This is a genomic window from Alteromonas sp. KUL49, assembly GCF_006538345.1.
Taxonomy (GTDB): Bacteria; Pseudomonadota; Gammaproteobacteria; order Enterobacterales; family Alteromonadaceae; genus Alteromonas.
Window position 1 is genome coordinate 22,471 of record NZ_BJKL01000013.1, and the last position, 20,971, is coordinate 43,441.

Below are 20,971 nucleotides of genomic sequence, written 5' to 3' on the forward strand. Positions count from 1 at the left end.
ACTACTTGATGCTGAAACGGCAATTCTACTGATAAGGATCTCTCGTGCTGAATTTCAACCGCAGAACTGCATTTGGTTTATTAATGATGCTGGCTACCAGTGTGAGTAGTCAAGTTGCACACGCTCATAGTGAAAAAGAGAAGTCACGTTTTGTTGCCGAACAAGGCATTGACCAAGGCCAATGTAACAATCGATTTAGGCCCTGTAAGTCCATCTCATATGCTGTTCTGCAAGCCAATAAAGGAGACAAAATCCTTGTTGCACAAGGCACCTATCCTATCATGAACGAGCAGGATCTTTTGTACTTAGTCTCTGACCTTCAGCCCGTTCTCGGTGGCTTTGATACATTAGATAATTATCAAGTTCAGCAGCCTGACCGCTTCAGCTCGGTACTTGTAGGCGTGCCACCTGAATATGTTGACGTGCTTTATCAAAAAGGGTTTACGGTCATAACCGACCGCAAAGGAATTGATACGAATAATCTATCGCTGAGCCTTGAATCTATTGAGCAAATGAGTAGTGCTCATTCTGCATCTCCGTGTGAAAATGGGAGTTCAGCAGGCTTTGAATGTATGGGCTTATCACTACTCAGTCACCTCCCCTTATCTGACTTACCAACGAATAGCGGGGCTGCAAACGACATTTGGGGTCATGTCGATCTAAATGATATGCGTGAGTACGCCATTATCGGATTACTCAGAGGAATCGCTGTGGTAGACGTTTCGGATCCGACGTCCCCTAAGGTTGTAGGTTCAGTGTCAGGGCAACCTACCACGTGGCGAGACATCAAAGTTTATCAATACTACTCTTCGTCGGAGCAACGCTGGAAAGCTTATGCCTATGCTGGGGCAGATAGCGTGACCGAAGGACTGACAGTCATCGATCTGAGTAATTTGCCTAACAGTATTTCGCTCGAGACCCGCTCGACAGAGGATCAACGAGCACACAATGTTTATATTAGCAATGTAGATTACACCACCAATACGGTACTTCCCGGCCGCTCTGCATTGCTTCACGCCGCAGGAACAGAGAACTTCGGTGGTGCATGGCGCAGCTTCAGTTTAAGTAATCCCCGTTCACCGTCACCTAGTTATCAGCTCGCCACGGGTAACAGAGCCCGTGATTATTCTCACGATACATCGTCACTACTTATCGATGATTTACGCGCCGACCGAGACTGTGTAGACGCGCAAAATGGTACCTGTAACGTCATACTGGACTTTAACGAAGACGAACTTAGGCTATGGGACCACACTCTCTCATCTGATGCGACTGAGCTGGGCAGCGAGACTTATCCTAACGCGCAATATGTGCATTCAGGTTGGTGGAGCGAAGACAAGCAGTACGTGATTTTACACGACGAACTGGACGAACAGCGTTCGGGCATCAATACCACCGTTCATTTTTTCGATATCAGTGATCTCAATGCGCCAACCCTTGTTTCGTCGTGGGTTGGCCCTACACGCGCTATCGATCACAACGGATTCGTGCGCGGTAATCGTTACTACATGTCCAATTACGAACGGGGCTTAACCGTATTGGACATCAGTAACCCACTCAGCCCTCAAGAGGTGGGTTATTTTGATACCTTTGGTGCTTCAAACAACGCTTCATTCAACGGTGCATGGGGTGTGTACCCTTACCTTCCCAGCGGAATACTATTGGTTAGCGATATTCAAGGAGGACTGTACGTACTTAGCGATGAAACCTCGCTGGCTAGTGACAATGTTGTAGGTTTTGCTGAAGTAAGCATTACAGGACAAGAGAGCTCTGACTTGTCTTTACAAATAGATAAATCAGGTGATGGTGCAATGACGGTGGACTATCACGTCATTTATGGCTCAGCAAGCAATACGGACGTGGTTATCTCGAATGGTTCTGTTACCTGGGCGAGCAATGACAGCGATTCAAAATTCATATCTTTAAGCCTGGTAAATGATCGAAACCAAGAACCGGACGAATTGTTCTTTGTTCGTCTTTCTAATCCTTCAGGAGGAGTACTTAGCCGCCAAAACACTGCGTTTGTCACCATCGAAGGAGACGGATTGCAACGTGGTATAGTGAGCTTTGAGCAAAGTTCTGCCGAAATAAAGGAAACTGATGGTACAGTTACCTTTAACGTTATCCGCAGTGGTGGAACAGATTCTGAAATTGTCGTTAATTACAGTATTTCTAGTGGATCAGCCAGTGTTGACTCCGATGTTGATTTGGGTGCCGGTACACTAACTTGGGCTGATGGGGATAATGAAAACAAGTCAATCACGCTAGATATTATTAACGACAATGAAAATGAAGGCGATGAATCATTCACCCTCAGCCTCTCTGCAACTGACGATAGTATAATTGCAACTGACTCAAGCTTAACGGTAATACTTCGAGACGATGAAGCAAACCAACCGCCAACGGCTAACGCAGGCAGTGACGCCAATGTAAACACTCGACAAACAGTCACACTCTCAGGAACAGGCGCAGATCCGGAAGACAAGCCTTTCACTATAAGCTGGGTGCAAACTGATGGTACTGGCGTCACATTAAACAACGCAGATGGCTTTACCCCTGACTTTACTGCACCTAGTACCGCGGGAACACTTACCTTCGAATTAACGGTAACGGATGATTTTAACGTGAGTACTACAGATGCGGTTTCTGTAACGGTTAATGCTCCAGTAACTACAGCGCCTACCCCAGAGCCGAGTAGTGATAGCAGCTCGGGGGGAAGCTTACATTATTGGTGGCTGACAGCGCTGTGTATTATCACAGGTATCAGACGCAAGCGCAGAGATGCTCTGTAAATCATTACTAAGAGCACAGTATTAACGGCCTAATCGACTCCCCCTACCACACGATTACGGCCGCTTTCTTTAGCGACGTACAAATTTGAATCTGCTAGCGTAAATAGTGTTTTTGGAGCCATCTCTCGAGAGGGCTCCAAGGTAGCCACACCTATGCTCACTGTCACTTGAAATGAATCTGTATCACTGTGCATTTGCATGTTCTCAATGTTTGAGCGGATTCGTTCCGCAAGCTCCAAAATAAAGTCTTGGTCTTTAGTAGAGATAAGCACAGCAAACTCTTCACCACCGATGCGCGCTACAATGTCTGATTCACGCCGACACACCTCTCGTATCGCCTTTGCCACTTTCTTGATAACGTCATCGCCAACGGCATGACCATAAGTGTCGTTAACTCGCTTAAACAAATCGATGTCTATCAACATCAAACTTATTCTGCCATCGGGCCGACTTCGAATACCCCAAACATCAACAAAAGACTTATCAAAAGACCGCCGATTTGCAATGCCCGTGAGGCTGTCTTGATTATTCAACTGCTCTAGTTGAAGCTGCTGCATAACTCTCGTGGTGTACTCTTTGTTCATTTTTCGCGCCAGTAAAAACATGTAGGTGCCGTATATTGAAATAAGTACCGCCTCGATAAGACGATTGGTCGAGAAAAATACTAGCGAAATAAACGCTGGAACAAGCAATGCCAAAACAAAACTAGCCGATACATCAAATCGTGGGGCAAAGTTAACAATGCCGCCGCTAAGCACGCCAAACATACAAATGAGCAAAAACAAGAACAAAGGCTCAAACGTCGTAGACACCACCGAAAGTGAAAATATGACGCCCAAAGTAAGCACAGGTGCCAGTGCATTGAAATAGATAGTAAAATTCCACAGCAGATTGTATTTGGTTCTGAGTTCTTCAGAGTATTTGTGGCTGAGAAGACGACCTAACCCCAAAAATACAAATAGCGCAAGAATCGCTATAAACAACAGAGGAAAGCGCTGATAAAACTGGGTTCCAAGTCCTACGACTAACCAAATAGCCGTATATATGTAAGCCCCATTTTTAGAACGCTTTTCTAGATCTCGCTCTCTCCTGCCTGCAAGCTTCAAAGTATTTTTGAGTGAATCTGCTTCTTTCATCTCAAGGTAATCTGTTTTGACATATTACAAAGGTAACACACACAAAAAATCTCACAAAAAATTAACACTTTTTCTACCTTTTAAACGTGAAAACGATGATTTAGCGCCGTTCTATAAAACTGCTCATAAAAACATCAGATTAATTTTTAAACTAGGAGATTTTTTGCGTGACATGTTGTTTGACGAGTGTATGTTAGGAATGTGAACTGAGGGAGAAGACACAATGAAATGGGTCGTGTTTAATCAGAAAGGCGGTGTTGGAAAATCAACTATTTGTACAAACCTAGCCGCGGTAAGTGCAAACTTAGGCTACAAAACGTTGCTGGTAGATTTAGATGCTCAAGGAAACAGCACTTTTTACAGTGGCTTTGTACCCGATAATGAAGAATCGCTGACCGTCGCTGACATGTTTAAGCAGGTAGTTGGTTGGTTTTCTACGCCTAATCCTCCTGAAGCCTACACTCACCCAACTGCTGTTGAGAACATGAGCGTGTTACCCGCATCACCAGCCCTCAATGATATGGAACGAGAGCTAGAAAGTCGCTACAAAATGTTCAAATTGAGAGATACTCTTAAAGAGTTAGATACGTTTGAGCATATTTTTATCGACACGCCACCAAATTTTAATTTTTACACCAAAGCAGCACTGATCGCCGCTGACGCTTTTATTGTGCCTGTGGACTGCGACGACTTTTCAGTGCAAGCGGTATCAAGACTCCTTGATAATGTGATGGAGCTTAAGTCTGATCATAACCCTAATCTTGATTTTGCAGGGATTGTCATCAACCAGTTTTCAACCCAAGCCAAATATCCCAAAAAGCTCATCGAGAGCCTTGAGGCGCAAAACCTTCCTCTGTTTGAAACCCGCATTAACTCAGCAATTAAGGTAAAAGAATCTCACGCCGAAGCCTTACCCTTGGTAGTCGGTTATCCAAAGCATAAAGTATCGGTTCAGCTCAATACGCTTTTCGAAGAGTTAGTCTCCGAGTAATTTTCGCGTCAATAACGCCTAGTTGCCAGAAGCCATTCTTAATTTGTTCACTTTGCAAACAACCAAAGTGAACTTCAGTGTGTTCTAAGGTTAGTTTTAAGAAAATTTAGACTATTTGTTATTGCAAACGCAATTGAGAATACTTACCATTAAGCTTATATAAAGTATTCACTTAATAACACACACATACGCTTTATTTGGAGAACACACTTGAAATTTGCATTATCCGGCATAGCCGCTGCGCTATTAGCCTGTAACACTGTTGCGGCCGATAATATGGAAGACATCGAGCGAGTTGTTGTAGAGGGACAGTACCTTTCAGTTAACGAATCAAACTCAGTAAAAACACCTACGCCAATTTTAGATGTTCCACAAAGTCTTTCTATTATTACTGCTGACGAAATCATCGCACGTGGTATTCAAAGTGTTGGACAAATTATCGACTACACTCCAGGCGTCAATACTTCACAGGGTGAAGGCCACCGTGACTCAGTAGTATTCCGAGGTGTACGTTCAACTGCCGATTTCTACTTAGACGGAAACCGTGACGACGTACAGTACTATCGAGCACTCTATAATGTTGAACAGGTTGAAATTCTTCGTGGACCAAATGCCCTATTATTCGGTCGTGGTGGTACAGGCGGTATTCTTAATCGCGTATCTAAAAAAGCGACTGTGGGTGATGACTTTAATGAATACAGAGTCGGACTTAACTCTTTTGGTGGTTTTGGCGCACAGATAGACTCGAATATCGTTACCGATGAAGATTCAGCCGTTCGTATCAATGCAATGTACGAGCACCTTGAAAACCACAGAGACTTTTACGACGGCGACCGCTACGGCTTCAACCCAACAGCACGTTTTGAGTTAAGCGACGACACACGCCTAGATGTTTCTTACGAATACATTAATCACGAACGCTTTATTGACCGTGGTATTGCCACTGCAAATGGTGAACCCGATGAGTCTTTGGAAGACATCGTATTTGGCGACCCAGAAAACAACTACCACGAAATTGAAGCGCATGTATTTCGTGCGAATGTTGAGCATCAATTCAACGACAACCTAAAAGGTAACTTCAACGCCTTTTACGGTGATTACGACAAAGTTTACTCAAACTTTTATGCGGCAAGTTACGATGCAGCGGCACAAACTGTTACTTTAGACGGTTACATCGATAACACACAACGTGACAGTGCGATTTACTCAGGTAACTTAGTCGGCGAATATGAAACAGGTGGTATTGGTCATACGATTATTGTTGGTGGTGAATACATCCGTACTAACTCTGATCAGGATCGTTACAACCCAGTATTTTCTACGACAGGTAACGACAAAGAAACGTTCAGCATTTCTCGTCCGCTAGCATTTAGCGGTCTATCAGGTGTGAACGCAGCCGGTGAAGCTACAACCACCGCTTTCAGCAGTGTTAATGATGACACACACGTAACACTCGATGTTATGTCAATCTACATTCAAGACGAAATTGAGCTATCTGAAAACTTTGACTTAGTACTAGGCGCACGTTTTGACAGCTTCGACATCAACGTTTTCAATGTTGTAGCAAATGAATTCCGCTCACGCAAAGACGAAGAAGTATCTCCACGTGCTGGTCTTATTTATAAGCCGCAAGAAAACATTTCATTGTATGCAAGCTACAGCGAATCATTCCAACCGCGTAGTGGTGAGCAGTACGCGAACATTAACGGTAACAATGACGCGCTAGACCCTAACACATTTACTAACCAAGAAATTGGTGTGAAGTGGGATTTTGCCGACGGACTGAGCTTCACTGCAGCCATTTTTGAGAACGAGCAAAGCTCTCCTCAAGTGGCTGACAATGATCCTGAAACCCTTGACGTTATCGATTCTGAAATCTCTGGTTTCGAGCTTCAATTGGTAGGTTACGTTACTGATGCGCTGCGTATCACTGCGAACTACAGTAACCTTGACGGTGAAATTGTTGACCGCTCAGGTCCTACTGGTCTTACGCCTCGTGAGTTACCAGAAAACACCTTCTCGTTCTGGGGTACGTATGAAGTGTCTGACATTATGGGTGTAAGCCTTGGTGTAACGTATCAAGATGAAAGCTTCATCAACAACAGTAACTCTGCAGTATTGCCGAGCTACACCCGTGTTGATGCTGCGGCGTACTATGATTACTCAGAAGACCTTCGCATCCAGCTTAATATTGAGAACTTAACTGATGAGCTATACTTCCCGAACGCTCATTCAACACACCAAGCAACAGTGGCAGCACCACTTAATGCAACGGTTTCTTTTATCGGTTCTTTCTAATAAATCGATTATTGACTAGCACTAAAAAACGGCCACTAATAGTTAGTGGCCTTTTTATTTAAAAGCTTTTTTTACTTTTGAAATTAATGCGCGCTACACCGACTCAGTCATTCCCTCGTGTGCTGCTTTTACGAACTCCGCTGCTCGCTCGGCAATCATAACCGTAGGAGCATTGGTATTACCGCCAATTAAGCTAGGCATAACAGACGCGTCTACGACTCTTAACCCCTTCACACCTCGTACTCGCAATTTGTTGTCTACGACAGCCATCGCATCATCTTCCGCGCCCATTTTACAGGTTCCTATTGGGTGATAGATGCTTTCTGATTTTTCTCTCAAGAACTCCACAATTTCTTCGTCTGTCTGTACATCATCACCTGGAGAACGCTCACTACCGCTAAAGCGATCGAATTCAGGTGCGCTAAGTAGCTTTCTCGCAATTCTTACACCATCAATCATAACTCGCTGATCATGCTCATGGGTTAAATAGGCAGGGTCAATCAATGGGTGATCAGCAGGATGGCTACTTTGTAACTTTATCGTGCCTCGACTTTTGGGATACAGACAACACACATGTAAGCCATAGCCATAGCCCCACGCCACTTGTCTTCCGTGGTCTTCAAGAATAGCGGGAAGGAAATGGAATTGTATATCAGGGCCATATGTGGCTTGCGATGAGCGCACAAATCCCCCGGCCTCTGCAATGTTCGACGAAAAAATACCGTTGCGTTTAAACATGTAGTCCACACCAGCTTTGACATACTGGGGTAGCGCGGTTGGCGCAACGGCATACCCTTCTCTGGCCTCACAGGTATGCTGGACAATAGCATCTAAGTGATCTTGTAGGTTTTCTCCCACGCCGGGCAAATCGACTTGTACAAATATTCCTTTCTCTTCTAACTCTGCACGAGGGCCAATACCGGAAAGCATAAGTAATTGAGGTGAATTGATAGCGCCACCGCACAATATCACTTCACTTTTGGCAAGAAAACGCTGCGCTCTACCTTTTACTCGGGCTTGCACGCCTTGTGCCTGCCCCTGTTTAATCAGTACTTTTTCAACCAATACATTGGTGAGTACCGTTAAATTATTGCGATGTTTGGCTTGCGACAAATATCCCTTTGCTGTTGAACATCGCTGGCCGTTGACTTGAGTTACATGATAAAAACCCAGCCCTTCCCTATCATCACGATTGAAGTCTTCGAGTATCTGGTAATCACCAGCATGGGCTGCGCTAACGAATGCGTGAGACAGTACACTCTTGTGTTTTAACGGCTCTACAGAGAGAGGGCCACCTACACCATGGTATTCGTCAGCTCCCTGTGCAAAATTTTCTGACTTTTTAAAGTACGGAAGCACATCATCAAAGCCCCACCCCTCCGCACCTTGGGCTTGCCAAAGATCGTAGTCTTCTTTTTGGCCTCGTATGTAACACATGGCATTCACACTGCTACTACCACCGAGAGTTTTTCCCCGAGGCCAAAACATTTCTCTATCGTGAAGCGCTGTTTGCGGTTCAGTGTGGTATCCCCAACCTATGCCATCAAAACGACTCAACAATGAGAGTCCGAAGGGAATATGGATAAACGGGTTGGAGTCCTTTCCTCCAGCCTCTATCAGCAACACATTTACTGCAGGATTCTCTGACAGGCGAGTTGCCATTACTGCCCCTGCCGATCCGCCTCCTACAATGATGTAGTCAAAATTGCTGCTTGTGTCACTCATTCACATCTCCAACTGATTGGGCAAATTACACATGTATGTAAATAAAATGTTGTGGTATGACCAGATTAACAAATTATTGCACTAAGGAGTTAGTATTATGTGATACCTTTTGATAATCATATTGAAGAACATCAACACGAAAGGAAATCGCGGCGTTACGCTGTAGCTGTGAAAATTACATGTCACTGTCGTTCAAAGAACAATGTAAGTTAGGGATTGGAATTGTCTTAGTTAAGCTAGGTAAACTTCGCTATGACGACTACACATTGGAAGAGCTTTCTCCTTTTATTGACGCCCAGCTTCCCTTAACTATACCTGTAGACATTCCGATGGGTAATGCTCAACTTACGTTGATTCAGGGCAAGCTATCCTTGATGCCAACATCGAATCAAATGGGTCTTCAATTACTGGGGGAGCTAAACGTCACAGTATTAGAAAATCGCATCTACCGCGCGCACATTGTCTTAACACTCACCGCCGAGCCACACTATGAAGCCGCGTCAAAATGCCTGAGTGTCCAAGATATTATTCTAGAGGGCATTTCACTCGTTAACGACGACTATGCACTTATTAAAAACACTCAGTTTTTACTTGATAAACTGGTACCGTCTCCCGTTAGCACCTTACTGGGCGCTAAACCTTTTAGTGAGGGCGGTCTAACCAATAACCCACTGACCCGAGGTTTGAAAAGTGCGCTTTCATTGGTGAGTGGTGGAAGTGCAGACCAAGTATCTAACTATTTGTCGCTGTATCTAAAAGGCTCAAAACAGGCGGTACTTGATTACCACACGCCGCAAATACGAGATATTGTCTCCCAACATATCGAGACAATACCCACCAGCTACACGCTTACTGATGATGGCTGGAGAGAGGCCTTATTTGCGCGACTGGGCAAATCCGTACGCGTTGAACCCGAGGGTTTACGCTTTTATTTCTAGTCGGACAGAACTGAGTGTTTGTTAGTGATAAGGCTCGGTAATGATAGACACAGGAACTTCGTCATTGTGCTCCCCGATGTCTTCGATGTTTAACGATGGATCATCAACACTTTTCTCCAACATCTCAAATGCCTCTGTCACGTAGTCAGCAAGTGGTCGCAGCGATGCTATTTCTTTGTTGCAACACACCATACCTATGTTGGCCACACCGTTATAAGTCATGAGCGTAATGTTAACACCGCCGCCAGGCGTCATGGTCGACACTGGATAACACGCGAGCAATTTACTGTCTTTTAAGTACCGAGCGTGAGACGGACCAGGCACGTTAGAGACTAAAATATTAGCAATAGGTTTGACGATATTTGATAGCCGCATCCACTCAAATACTAGAGCAAATGATTGGATGACAATAGTATAACTACTAAATGCCGCTGGCCGTGCGTGCTGGGCTGCATATTTTACAATGCGATGGTTTACGATAATCTGGCGTAAACGCAAGTAAGGATCTTGCTCACCATGTGCGAGCTGTACCGGTACAATCGCTATCTTATTACCTGTGGTCTTTTCGCCAGGTTTTCTCAGATTAATTGGCATGTTGGTATACAAGGCTTTTTTGAATACCTGCCCGTGATCTTGCAACAAGCGATGTACACCAATATCAAAAGCACATAGCAAGACTTCGTTAGCTGTTGAACGGGTTCTTCTCGCCAGGCGTTTTACACGCTTGAAGTCGATATCCATGGTAGTGACCGCTCTACCAGACTTCACTTGCCCCGTAAGTACGGTTTTTGTGCCCGAAAAAGGGATAGGCATGTAATGCACATTTATTCTGACGAGCTTAAGTACTAGACGAATAAAAATGACGAACAAATCCACTGCTGCCCGCAGAGTATTTAGCCACTCACCAAACCTTTTGCTCATACTTGATGGAGCGCGTTTTTTACGCCTAAGCCTTTTCAAGGACCATACAGGAGTGAAAGTATCTTCGTTGGGCGTGTCTAAGTATCCCGCTTGAAACCAACGAACTAACGTAGCGCCGTCGCCATACATATGATGCACCTTGGCATATATGCCATAGGTGTTCGATTTGCCATCGTATAAGAAATGATACTGCCACAGGGGCTTATCTTTATCTAAACGCTGGTCGTGGATTTGTGCCACAAGCTCGTCAAGGGCTTGCCGATCAGTAATATCCTCAATGCGATGCAACTGTACGTGATAGCCAACGTTTATGGTTTTTGTCGGTTTAAAACCAGTGGGATAACCCAGAAACGTGTTTACACTGCAATTAAACGGCGAGGTTGCTCGAGTAAACTGACAAAACTCACCGTGTAAGTCGACAACGTAGTTTTTCGTGTCTGCATCAGCTGGCATCTCTAGTAATTGTAAACATGCCACATGTTTGGGGTTGTCGTCTGACTCGGTAATCCAAAATGACTTATCGAGGAAGCTCAAATTTTTACCCATACTAATCCTTCAGTTCCGTAATAGTAGTTGACACATGTGAACTCAAATTGGCCATAGTGTGAGAATCAATCGCGGTGGATATTTCGTCGAGATGTTCCCGTGAGACATTGAGTCGCGGCAACAAACTGACCATCACCAATGACAGCGCATGATAGCGCTGAGCCTCTTCATCTAAACGCGCGTAAACCCCATCTTGCTGACAGGATTGCATCAGGATAACACTTACTAGCTCTACCAATAATCTCTGCTCAGCGCTGGACGCGTTGAACATGCCTTTGGCAACCATTTGTTCGAACAAAGCCCCTAGCTGAGTCGCCAATGCACTGGTTATGCTTTGATGGGTACGCTTAACTGAAGGATATTTTTCACCGATGTCGGCTTGGCTGCGATAAAAAAACGAAACACATGGAGTTGTTCAATGACAATATGAAGGTAATAAAACACGTCTTCCGCAGACAGTGATTCCACCTGATAAGGTTTGAGGATCTTAGTCATTTGGGCTTGATGCATCTGCAACAATGCTTTGATGATTTGCTCTTTACCTTTGTAGTGGTAATAAAGATTACCGGGGCTGATATCAAGCTCCATAGCGATATCTACACTGGTCACGCCGTTCTCGCCGTGCTCATTAAACAAGGCAAGTGACGTCAATAAGATACGCTCTTTGGTCTTCACAACATCTCCTAAACAAACACCAGATACAACTGACCGATACCTGCAAGCATGCCTAACACGGCACCGGTGACGATGAGCTTCCACTCATCTTGTTTGTAGGCGGGTCTTAACACACCCTCAAACTCTTCCGCCGACAATGCTTGCATGCGTTCACATAGATCATGACCCACCTGCAACGCGTCATTAGCATAATCATAGGCGTACAATAGGTATTTTTCAGAGTTATCAAATATTTTTTTAACCGCTAGCGCTTTCATACTGTGATAGTTATCAGACCCCACTCCCAGTGCAAAGTAGGGTTGAGCAACGGCAACGTAGCGTTCAATGGCATCATTCACATGCAATTCAATGAGCTCCAAAAGTTGGGCAGAGCCCGAACCTTTCAGGATAATCTGAGTGATATTTTGTGCGGTAATGAGTTTTTCTTCGATGATTGAAGCATAGACTTCAGACACTTCATCTTGTCGTTTGAGAAACATGCCTTGTATGGTGATAGGTCCAAATTTTCTGGGGCGTTTGGGCTCAAAAATGATTTTGATTGCAATCCAATTAGTGGCGTAACCCACTAATAAGCCTCCCAAGGGTAAGATCCACCACGCTTGAAAAAAGTACCACAACAGCATTGTAGGTAGGCCGAAAAGAAATCCGAAATAAAAGCCAGATTTCACAATGAATGGAAATTCTTTACTGCCCGCGGTGAGGAATATTTCGTTGATAAGTTCAGGAGAATTGACGAGTTGTTCTACGACGAGCTCTTTGATATCGAGAATTTCTGACACATTGTACTGGAAATCATCGACTAACTTGCTAACTACGTGAGGAATGTCCGCTTCAACGCGCTGATAGACCAAATTCTTACCCTGCACGGGAAGTGCCGCCCAAAGTGTTGGTGCCGACTCGGTCATCACTTCGTTAACCACTTTGCGAATAACCTGTTTCAATCGCCGCTCAATAGCGAACGTAAGTTCTTTTGCATCGATGCGTTGCGCCAACTCTTCGACACTCAATAGCTTGCCAAGTACGAGCTCGACCTCAATTTCAGCCATCTCACGTCGTTTCGCTGGAATAAGCCCTTGCCAACCCAAGAACGGTTTTATCCCCACGAATTCAATGGGGAAAAACATCATTTTTACGGCTAGATAATTAGTAAGCCACCCCACGACAGCACTTATCAAGGGGATAGATAATAAACTTAATGTTTCTAGGTTCCATTCCATGTGACAACGAATACACCTTATTGTTTTTATTCAGTCTCAGGCTACTGAGTGCGTGTTAATTGGTCAATGACTAAAACCAAATAGTCACTACTCAGATAATAAATAGTTGTTTTATCGCAATCCGTAAATACCTCTAGGTAGAGGTTTCTAATAATCCACCATACACTGTCAGGAGCAGGTTGGTCTTTTGCTGAACCTACACTGTTTTGCCCTAGCTAAAAAGAGATGTATAAATTATGGCTATTTTTGATTTACGGCTAAAAAAGCTCGAGAAGGATATCGAAAATGCGCAAACCTATGATGAGTATCGCGAGGCGTGTGCTGCTCACGACAAAATCTCTGGTGCAGATGATTGGAAAGCGAAGGACCACTCAAAAGACTATGACTACCGCCTTATTCGAAAACGAGTTCAACGCCTTCAGCTGGCAATTAGTCAACAAGACGCTCACGGACTTATGTCAATTATCCATGAGGGACTTCACGGTAACCTTGGCAATATAGCCAGTCCAGCCTTGCTCAGTCATTGTAAAATTGGCACTAAACAGCTTATTGAAAGCTTTATAGAACATGTAGATAGTGCACTTGAGCACATTTTTAACGCCGATGAAAATGAAGTAGACTTTTACGAAAAACTGTCATTTTTTGAAGAAACAGCCCATGCCTTTGGCCGAAGCTGCCTTATGTTATCCGGTGGTGCGGGTTTAGGATTTTTCCACTGTGGCGTCGTTAAGTCTCTCAACGAACACGACCTACTCCCTTCTGTAATTTCCGGTGCAAGTGCAGGCTCTATCATTGCCGCCATGATTGGCACTCGTTCGAAACAAGAGTTAGAAACATCGCTCACAAGCGATTACATTTATGACACCTTTAAACACTGGCGCAAGTGGTCGGGTATAAAGCGAAACAAAAGCCTTTTTGATAGTACAGTACTTGAAAACGCATTGATCGAGTTATTTGATGTAACCACCTTTGAAGAAGCTTACAAGAAGACCGGCAAGCACATTACGGTGTCGGTATCACCCGCCGACCTTCATCAGCAGTCCCGTTTACTCAATGCTAAAACCTCACCTAACGCAATAATAACGCAAGCCGTGAGAGCATCATGTGCCGTGCCTGTTATTTTTAGTCCAGTGCAATTACGAGCTAAAACACCCAAAGGTGATATCGTTCCTTACATCCCGAATAGGCGATTTGCCGATGGTTCGTTAATGGCTGATTTGCCCTTTGAACGTCTGGCCCGCTTGTACGGTGTTAACCACAGTATTGTTAGCCAAACAAACCCGCTGGCAGTGCCCTTTATTTCAGAGAACCGAATTGACCCACAAAATGTGTGGGATGCAACTCTCAGGCATATTTCACAATTGACTAAAGTAAACAGTGTCTTTGCCATCGACGTTGTAGAGCGTCTTATCGACAATCGAAGTGCAAAGCTCGCAATTCACAAGTTGAGATCTATCATTGAGCAACAATATGTGGGTAATATAAATATTCTGCCAAGTAAGCAGTTACGACAAATTTCCCATGTAATGGCTAACCCTACTCGGGAAAGCATTCAAGAATTAATCACTAACGGTGAGCGAGCTACTTGGTTTCACATGGATGTTATAAAAAGAAATACCAAAATTAGTGAAAGATTGCGATATTATCTTGAACAACTGAAACTTCGAGAAGCGAGGGAGTTGGGGCACCCCATCTCAGACGCACTAACTTACTGATTTAAATATTATTAAGTTAGCCAACATAATAAGAATAGGACCACGGTGAGCGCGAAAAGCCAAAACCCCGACAGTATATACACACAGCAAGTTAAGCAATTATTGGATATGGTGTATCCGCAGGACGCTGGCTATGGCTCAGTTTTTGAAGATGCTCGACATTTTTACACGCTCACCCCCGAATTAGAAAAACACGTTGAGGTGATATCTGAGCGTCTCGCCAAGATAGAAAATGACCCAAAACGCGAAGTGCTCTGTGAACAGTTACGAAAACAACGCAAAGACGCACTGCGTAAAATGGAAGAGGAGCGCCTTTCAAGACTCGACCGCATTGAAACGGTCAGTCTGAAACTGCTCACTCTTACTGAGGGCGATAACGAGCACGAAACACTGCAGATGAGTGCCAAGTTCCTCGGTACCATCATGCTACTTACCCGAGGCCCTGAAGGCAATTTCGCCCGTGTTCACCAGCGATTCAAACCTTTATACAAAGCCGTACTTACTCTGCGTTTAGTGGATAAGCTACTGTCTCACGATACTATCGCGCACAAATACCTTTCTAAATACCGAGAGGCACTATCGCGCTTTAGGGGTAATAGATATTGGCAAGAAAAATGGCGTACTGAGCTTGCTATCCCCCTTATTACTGCGAGTCTACTTCAAGACATAGGCTTGCAGAGCCCTGGTGCTATCACTATCTTGCGCGGCGAAAATAATGACCAAAATGAGTTCCGCCTATTGGAAGAAGAACAGCGTAAACAGCTGTTGAAACTCAACTATCATTTCACAATGAAGTATCTAGGCGAAGGTTTGGGTATTCCAGCTTACGTCGGTAACAACAAAGACGAACGCACACACTTTATCAAGATGCATGAAGATGCTAGCCAGTTTATGCAGCAATTGGTAAAAGATGCGTTCATCTCAAAAACCGGCTTGGGTGAAGTCATTAAGATCCCCCAGATTTACGTCTCTACGGTGCTTTCGACAAAGCAGGACTACAGTCGCAAGCAGTTACCTAAAGGTTATCTATTGATAAACCAGCTCTCGAAGAAAGGTGGACTGAACAAACGTCTGGCTGATGATTTTAATGCTCTGGTGGGCTATTTCCCACAAGGTTTTGGTATTACTTTCATCCCACTGAACGAGCGCGGCACAGAAAAAGACCAGTTTGAATGTGCTGTTGTGATAGGGCTAAGTCCCTCCCATCCAATGGAGCCTGTGTGTAAAGTCGTTACTCGCAATCAAAAATACATTTCTGCCGGTGCACAGGAAGTCGTTAGCAAAAATCGAAACCTGTATTTCTCTGCCAACAAGAAAAAGCTAATGCGCGTTGGAAAAAAACGTCTTCAGGAAATCATGAGTCAGCTGTCAGGTAATTTCACGCCAGATGCCATAGAGCAGCTCGTTCCCGGATTTTGGGAGCCCTACGATTTCTTTAGCTACAAAAAGCATCAAAACTTGTGGGCTAAAAATCACTAATCGAACTTTTATCTAGGTCAACGCTAAGCTTATCTCATATTGTTTTTGCGGTACTGACTTGGCGTTTCACCTGCAAATTGCTTAAAGGCTTTGTAAAACGATGAACGAGAGTTGAACCCTGTTGTCATTGCGATATCGAGCACCGACAGTTTACTGTCGATAAGCAGCTGCTTTGCACTGTCAATTCTTGCTGAATTAATAAAATCAAAAAAGTTTGTTTCCATACCTTGAGACAAAGTCTGTGAAACGTACTGCGGCGGTACCGACACGCATTCTGAGAGTTTGGCTAACGTAAGATCATCACGCAGATGCACCTCTTCCTTATGAATAGCCTCTTTTAGTTTGTCGGCGATTTGCATCAAGTCACTCTTCGTTAATGCAGAACGCTCGTAGGTCTTTTGGACTCTGGTTTCAGTGTTTATCGACTCAGTCGTACTGACATCAGGTGGAGATTCTTCTTCAAACCCAGGCCGTTGACGCAATCCATTGGCGGAAATCAACCATACGATGGTTGTCAGCAGCACAATCACGCCCGACTCAGACACGCCAAGTGAGGTTAGACGGTCACCTACAAGAAGCACTACAAACGCATACACCCAGGTAAACACGATAAGAACAAATATGCCCACTAACCAACCTAGCCGCTTTCCTTTTTCATTGGCATAGACGTCTTTAACTTGTATGTGATAACGCTTGGTAAGCAGGGCTAAGCGTGCTAAATACACACAACTCAATCCGCACCACAGCACCACTGCGAAGAAGAACGACGCTGAAACAATGGCTAGGTTACGACCAGTACTTTGTTGATTGGAAAAAAACATCTGTTCGAATGTTTCAGCCGGTAGCAAAAACAACATCCCCCCTAGGATACCTATGAACGGCAACGGGATGGTGTGACGCCACATTTTTTTGTCCCACTGCCATGGCCTTTGCGCAATGAGTGCTTGGTGATAGAACCACAGACTGGGCAATAAAATAAAAAATACCAAAGGCAAAAACGAAATATAGAACTGCACGATTTGGGGTAGCAGTTCAAAAACAACTGGCCCTGTGGATAGAAAAACAAACACAACAATACTGACATGAGAGGCAGTTTTTCTGAAGATGGTTTCTGGATAAGTAGCAGTGAAAATGAAAACCCAGCCACCGCAACCGCCATTGTTGCCACTAAAACATCAAACATAGACACACATCGTTACTCAACCAGTCACAAAAATAGCATATTGATACGATTATTTGTCCTTGCTACGTGGGAAAGACGAAAACAACCCCCTGATTTAATTATGCTTGCGGCTCATCTGTAGTTTATCGCGAGGAATCAGAAAATGCTCAATGACTTAATCTCAACAAATAACGGACAGAGCTCAATAATAAAATGGGGAGCAATTTCCTATGTTGGAATGTCACTGTGTTACGTTAGTATGTTGATCATTTTTGGCGTTTTGCTCGCTTTTCCCAACAGCGGAGAGTTAGCAGACAAAATTGCCTATATCGCAAACAAGCAATTCATACTTTCTCTGTCTTACACCATTGGCTATTTAGTGTTTGGAACCATACTACTCGTATCGGTACAAGCAACTCATACAAAATTAAGTGCAACATCGAATCATCTACTCAACCTTGCCAGTGCTTTTGGGTTCATCTGGGTGGTATCAATGATGTGCAGCGGAATGATTGGAATCATTGGACTCAATACTATGGTCAAACTTCATACGCAGCAAAGCGACCATGCAACAACACTTTTCTATTTATACACTACAGTAGTTAATGGCTTGGGTGGAGGCATAGAGTTAGTTGGCGGTATGTGGGTATTCCTACTCGGTTTGTTTGGACTTAATACCCAACAACTCTCAAAGCCGTTAAGTCTTATGAGCATCTTTGTTGGTCTACTTGGCATACTCACACTCATTCAGTCAGTACCAGAACTGAAAGATGCATTTGGTTTAAGCCAAATTATATGGTTTGTTTGGATGGGTTCTGCTTTGTACAGTAAGAAAACCAAGTAATCAGCTACGACAACCAAGATTACTGCTCAACGACTTATCGGTATCTGAACACATGAGTAGAGCCTTAGCTTCGCTCTACTCAAACGATCTAGCCGATTATCATGCCGAGGCTCGAAAGTTATCCATAGATACAGTTGAATAGAAGTCTTTAGCAATGACTCGGTTTCTTCCCTGATCTTTAGCTTGATACAGAGCAACATCGGCCATACCGACTAACTTAGCCATAGGTTTTTCTGCTGAACCAAAGCACACACCAAAACTCGCGGTAAGCTGAACACGTTGACCGTCAGCATATATCTGAGCGCTAGCCAACTCTTGTCGGGTTCGTTCCGCTATTTTTATACCTAGGTCGGCAGATTTTGACGGAACTAAAATCACGAATTCCTCGCCGCCCCAACGACCAACAACATCCCCTTCCCTAAACTGCTTTTTAAGTATATTGGCCGTATGCTTAAGTACTTCATCTCCCACATTGTGCCCGTATGTATCGTTAATTGACTTAAATCTATCCAAGTCACATACCACTACACACAACATGGCTTGTTTCTTTCGCAGCCTAATGTATTGCCGCTCAAGAAAAGAACGATTTGATAGGCCTGTCAGCGAGTCGGTTAACGATGAACTCTCTAAACTAAACTTATACTGAAGTAACAAGGCATAGCTAGCCGCGAGAATACTCGCTACCAGAGCAAACGTCATAAATGCATTAAGTAGCAAGGTTTTCGTGACAGTTGCTTTTCTCATTTCAGTGGGGGTCAGAAGTAACAATCGCCAGTCGAATTCTTGAATAGCGATTTCTGATATCATATATTCCTCATTACGCATCACTACGGTCTCACTATCGAGGTTTCTCAAGTCGATATCACGACTCGAAAAAGCTCCCAAGTCAGAGAGAGACGGCGCAAATTGGTCAATGATGATCAGATCGGCGAAAGATGTAAGCACGATCTCGTTTCTGTCGTCGACAAATAAAAAATCATAACCATACTGGCTCTTGTATTCATCAAACTTGTCGAGGAAAGTGGCGATAGGTTCACCCACCCCTACATATCCCAAAAAGCTTTCGCCTTCACCAACAATCTTTACATCAAAAAATAAGTGGATATCTTCTGCTTGACCCAGATCTGCCATTATCGCTTTATCTTCTTGTAGGGCCTCAAAGTACCAATACACTTCACCTTCGTTGAGATCAAAGGCGCGCCCGTCTGACATGTATTGACGTCTCTGTTTTTCGAGAGCCAAGAATACAGTTACACCAAAACGTTTCTCCATCTTTTCAAGCTTTTTCAACAAAGCATCTTCGTCTACATGTTCAGCATAAATTTCACTCTCAAGTGCAAAGCTATTGGCGAAAGACTCTGCTAGATAAAGAGGTTTAAGTAGCTCTCGATTAACTAAATCGAAAACAGGAGTCACTGATTTTTGCTGAATCTGATTTTGCTCAACTACTATGTTGTTTATTGCACATATGGTTGTGATGACGAATGTGCATATGAGGGCCACTATTAGCACGAGCAAAAAAGCTCGAGATTTTAAATAGCGCCGAGTATCTAAACGTCTGTCCATATAAAACCTCCACTTACTCATTTCAGGGCTCACAAAAGAGAGCACCTTTTACTACACGATCAGGATATGAATATTTTGTGAGCAAATTATGTGGGTGTGAAAATGTACTGAAACATGAGTTTCGGAGAAGCAGTGTTTTAAGGCTTGTTTTTTGGCACTAGACGTAGAATAGAGTATATCGTAACGCTATATCTCAATGTTTCTGTTAGTAATCCCTCGAGCAAATACTCAAACCAAATGAATAAAAAATCACAAAAATCAAATACACAACCGAAAAAGGCGAATTTTCATTAATTTATATTTACTCTTAGTAAGTTCAATGCTCACATTTCCCTCACAATGTGAGCTTACTATCGCGTTTTTAAAAATTAGAAGCTCGAAAGGCATTTCCTGAGCATTATTGCCTTCCGTAGCATGTATTAGACCTAAATGTAATTCGCCATGATACAGCACAGCAAAACTGGGCAATCTTATTATTTAGATGAGCCCCTCGATGCTCAACACGGCGACAGGGAACGTCCACCAACAAAATTTAGTTTCCGCGAGCATGGAGATTATAGAATCGATGTGAGAGGAAGCGTTGTCCACTGTTTCTTAGACGCGGGATTCAACTATGAGGGCATTGTGTCTTTTTGCCAGTCTTTGATAAAAGCCATTAACCGACTAACACACTGGGTAATGTTTATTCATACCTCAGAGTCGACTATGGCAACTCCAGAGGCTGTTGAATATTCTCAGACTCAAATTAGCAAGCTTACTACCTACGGATGTGGTGGCATCGCGTTCTTAACCAGTAATACGATAACTCGCTATCTCGCGTCGAAGTTATCAGAACTCGCTACGATGCCGTTTCTTGCGTCAGACAGTCTAGAAACACTTGCTCAGTTTTGTTGTGACAGACTCTTCGGTACAAACTCAGACTCGACACTTGTTAGCTTGTAGATATCTGATATGTAATGTAGTTCT

At 43.8% G+C, this 20,971-nt stretch carries 16 protein-coding genes; 8 read left to right on the top strand and 8 right to left on the bottom strand.

Translation table 11 applies throughout. The features are described from left to right. Positions 1-44: 44 nt before the first annotated feature. The gene (locus tag EYS00_RS18285) at positions 45-2,792 is read left to right on the top strand and encodes a choice-of-anchor B family protein (RefSeq protein WP_242618828.1); all 2,748 of its coding nucleotides are present in this window, start codon (positions 45-47) and stop codon (positions 2,790-2,792) included. A gap of 29 nt (positions 2,793-2,821) precedes the next feature. Here the strand turns inward: EYS00_RS18285 and EYS00_RS18290 are convergent, their stop codons facing one another. Then, a complete protein-coding gene (locus EYS00_RS18290) occupies positions 2,822-3,928 on the bottom strand; it encodes a diguanylate cyclase (RefSeq protein WP_130639248.1) in 1,107 nt (368 codons plus the stop codon). 223 nt (positions 3,929-4,151) lie between these two features. On the opposite strand from EYS00_RS18290, the gene EYS00_RS18295 reads away from it, so the two are divergent. Beyond that, complete coding sequence (locus EYS00_RS18295) at positions 4,152-4,919, top strand: ParA family protein (RefSeq protein ID WP_130639250.1); 768 nt, start codon at positions 4,152-4,154, stop codon at positions 4,917-4,919. Between the two features lie 210 nt (positions 4,920-5,129). Further along, positions 5,130-7,217, top strand: coding sequence for a TonB-dependent siderophore receptor (locus EYS00_RS18300; protein ID WP_130639252.1), 2,088 nt, complete (start codon positions 5,130-5,132; stop codon positions 7,215-7,217). Between the two features lie 93 nt (positions 7,218-7,310). Here the strand turns inward: EYS00_RS18300 and EYS00_RS18305 are convergent, their stop codons facing one another. Further along, on the bottom strand, positions 7,311-8,942 hold the full coding sequence (locus EYS00_RS18305; protein ID WP_130639254.1) for a GMC family oxidoreductase: 1,632 nt from the start codon (positions 8,940-8,942) through the stop codon (positions 7,311-7,313). A gap of 179 nt (positions 8,943-9,121) precedes the next feature. Here EYS00_RS18305 and EYS00_RS18310 point away from each other — a divergent pair, with 179 nt between their 5' ends. Beyond that, positions 9,122-9,880, top strand: a complete 759-nt coding sequence (locus tag EYS00_RS18310) for a DUF1439 domain-containing protein (RefSeq protein WP_130639256.1) — start codon at positions 9,122-9,124, stop codon at positions 9,878-9,880. A gap of 21 nt (positions 9,881-9,901) precedes the next feature. Here the strand turns inward: EYS00_RS18310 and EYS00_RS18315 are convergent, their stop codons facing one another. The 4 genes from EYS00_RS18315 to EYS00_RS18325 are packed head-to-tail and all read right to left on the bottom strand — an operon-like array spanning position 9,902 to position 13,239. Further along, a complete protein-coding gene (locus EYS00_RS18315) occupies positions 9,902-11,347 on the bottom strand; it encodes a wax ester/triacylglycerol synthase domain-containing protein (RefSeq protein ID WP_130639258.1) in 1,446 nt (481 codons plus the stop codon). A gap of 1 nt (position 11,348) precedes the next feature. Then, a complete protein-coding gene (locus EYS00_RS21095) occupies positions 11,349-11,720 on the bottom strand; it encodes a TetR/AcrR family transcriptional regulator (protein ID WP_242618833.1) in 372 nt (123 codons plus the stop codon). Beyond that, positions 11,675-12,022 carry a TetR/AcrR family transcriptional regulator gene (locus EYS00_RS21100; protein ID WP_242618829.1) on the bottom strand — a complete coding sequence of 116 codons (348 nt, stop codon included), beginning with the start codon at positions 12,020-12,022 and terminating at the stop codon, positions 11,675-11,677. Before EYS00_RS21100 ends, EYS00_RS21095 begins: the two co-directional genes overlap by 46 nt. Before the next feature lie 8 nt (positions 12,023-12,030). Continuing rightward, positions 12,031-13,239, bottom strand: a complete 1,209-nt coding sequence (locus EYS00_RS18325) for a DUF445 domain-containing protein (RefSeq protein ID WP_130639260.1) — start codon at positions 13,237-13,239, stop codon at positions 12,031-12,033. A 236-nt stretch (positions 13,240-13,475) separates the two neighbouring features. Between EYS00_RS18325 and EYS00_RS18330 the strand changes: the two genes are divergently transcribed. Together EYS00_RS18330 and EYS00_RS18335 are read left to right on the top strand one after the other, a co-directional pair. After that, positions 13,476-14,954 (top strand): DUF3336 domain-containing protein, encoded by a 1,479-nt coding sequence (locus EYS00_RS18330; RefSeq protein WP_130639262.1) that lies wholly within the window; start codon positions 13,476-13,478, stop codon positions 14,952-14,954. A gap of 45 nt (positions 14,955-14,999) precedes the next feature. Continuing rightward, positions 15,000-16,433, top strand: a complete 1,434-nt coding sequence (locus EYS00_RS18335; protein ID WP_130639264.1) for a hypothetical protein — start codon at positions 15,000-15,002, stop codon at positions 16,431-16,433. A 29-nt stretch (positions 16,434-16,462) separates the two neighbouring features. Here EYS00_RS18335 and EYS00_RS18340 read toward each other — a convergent pair whose 3' ends face one another. After that, positions 16,463-17,338, bottom strand: a complete 876-nt coding sequence (locus EYS00_RS18340) for an AraC family transcriptional regulator (protein ID WP_130639266.1) — start codon at positions 17,336-17,338, stop codon at positions 16,463-16,465. Positions 17,339-17,758: 420 nt separating this feature from the next. On the opposite strand from EYS00_RS18340, the gene EYS00_RS18345 reads away from it, so the two are divergent. Continuing rightward, the gene (locus tag EYS00_RS18345) at positions 17,759-18,439 is read left to right on the top strand and encodes a hypothetical protein (RefSeq protein ID WP_130639268.1); all 681 of its coding nucleotides are present in this window, start codon (positions 17,759-17,761) and stop codon (positions 18,437-18,439) included. Positions 18,440-18,538: 99 nt separating this feature from the next. On the opposite strand, the gene EYS00_RS18350 is transcribed toward EYS00_RS18345, so the two are convergent. Then, positions 18,539-20,005, bottom strand: coding sequence for a diguanylate cyclase (locus EYS00_RS18350; RefSeq protein ID WP_165399427.1), 1,467 nt, complete (start codon positions 20,003-20,005; stop codon positions 18,539-18,541). Positions 20,006-20,446: 441 nt separating this feature from the next. Here EYS00_RS18350 and EYS00_RS18355 point away from each other — a divergent pair, with 441 nt between their 5' ends. Then, the gene (locus EYS00_RS18355; protein WP_130639272.1) at positions 20,447-20,947 is read left to right on the top strand and encodes a hypothetical protein; all 501 of its coding nucleotides are present in this window, start codon (positions 20,447-20,449) and stop codon (positions 20,945-20,947) included. Positions 20,948-20,971: the final 24 nt, after the last annotated feature.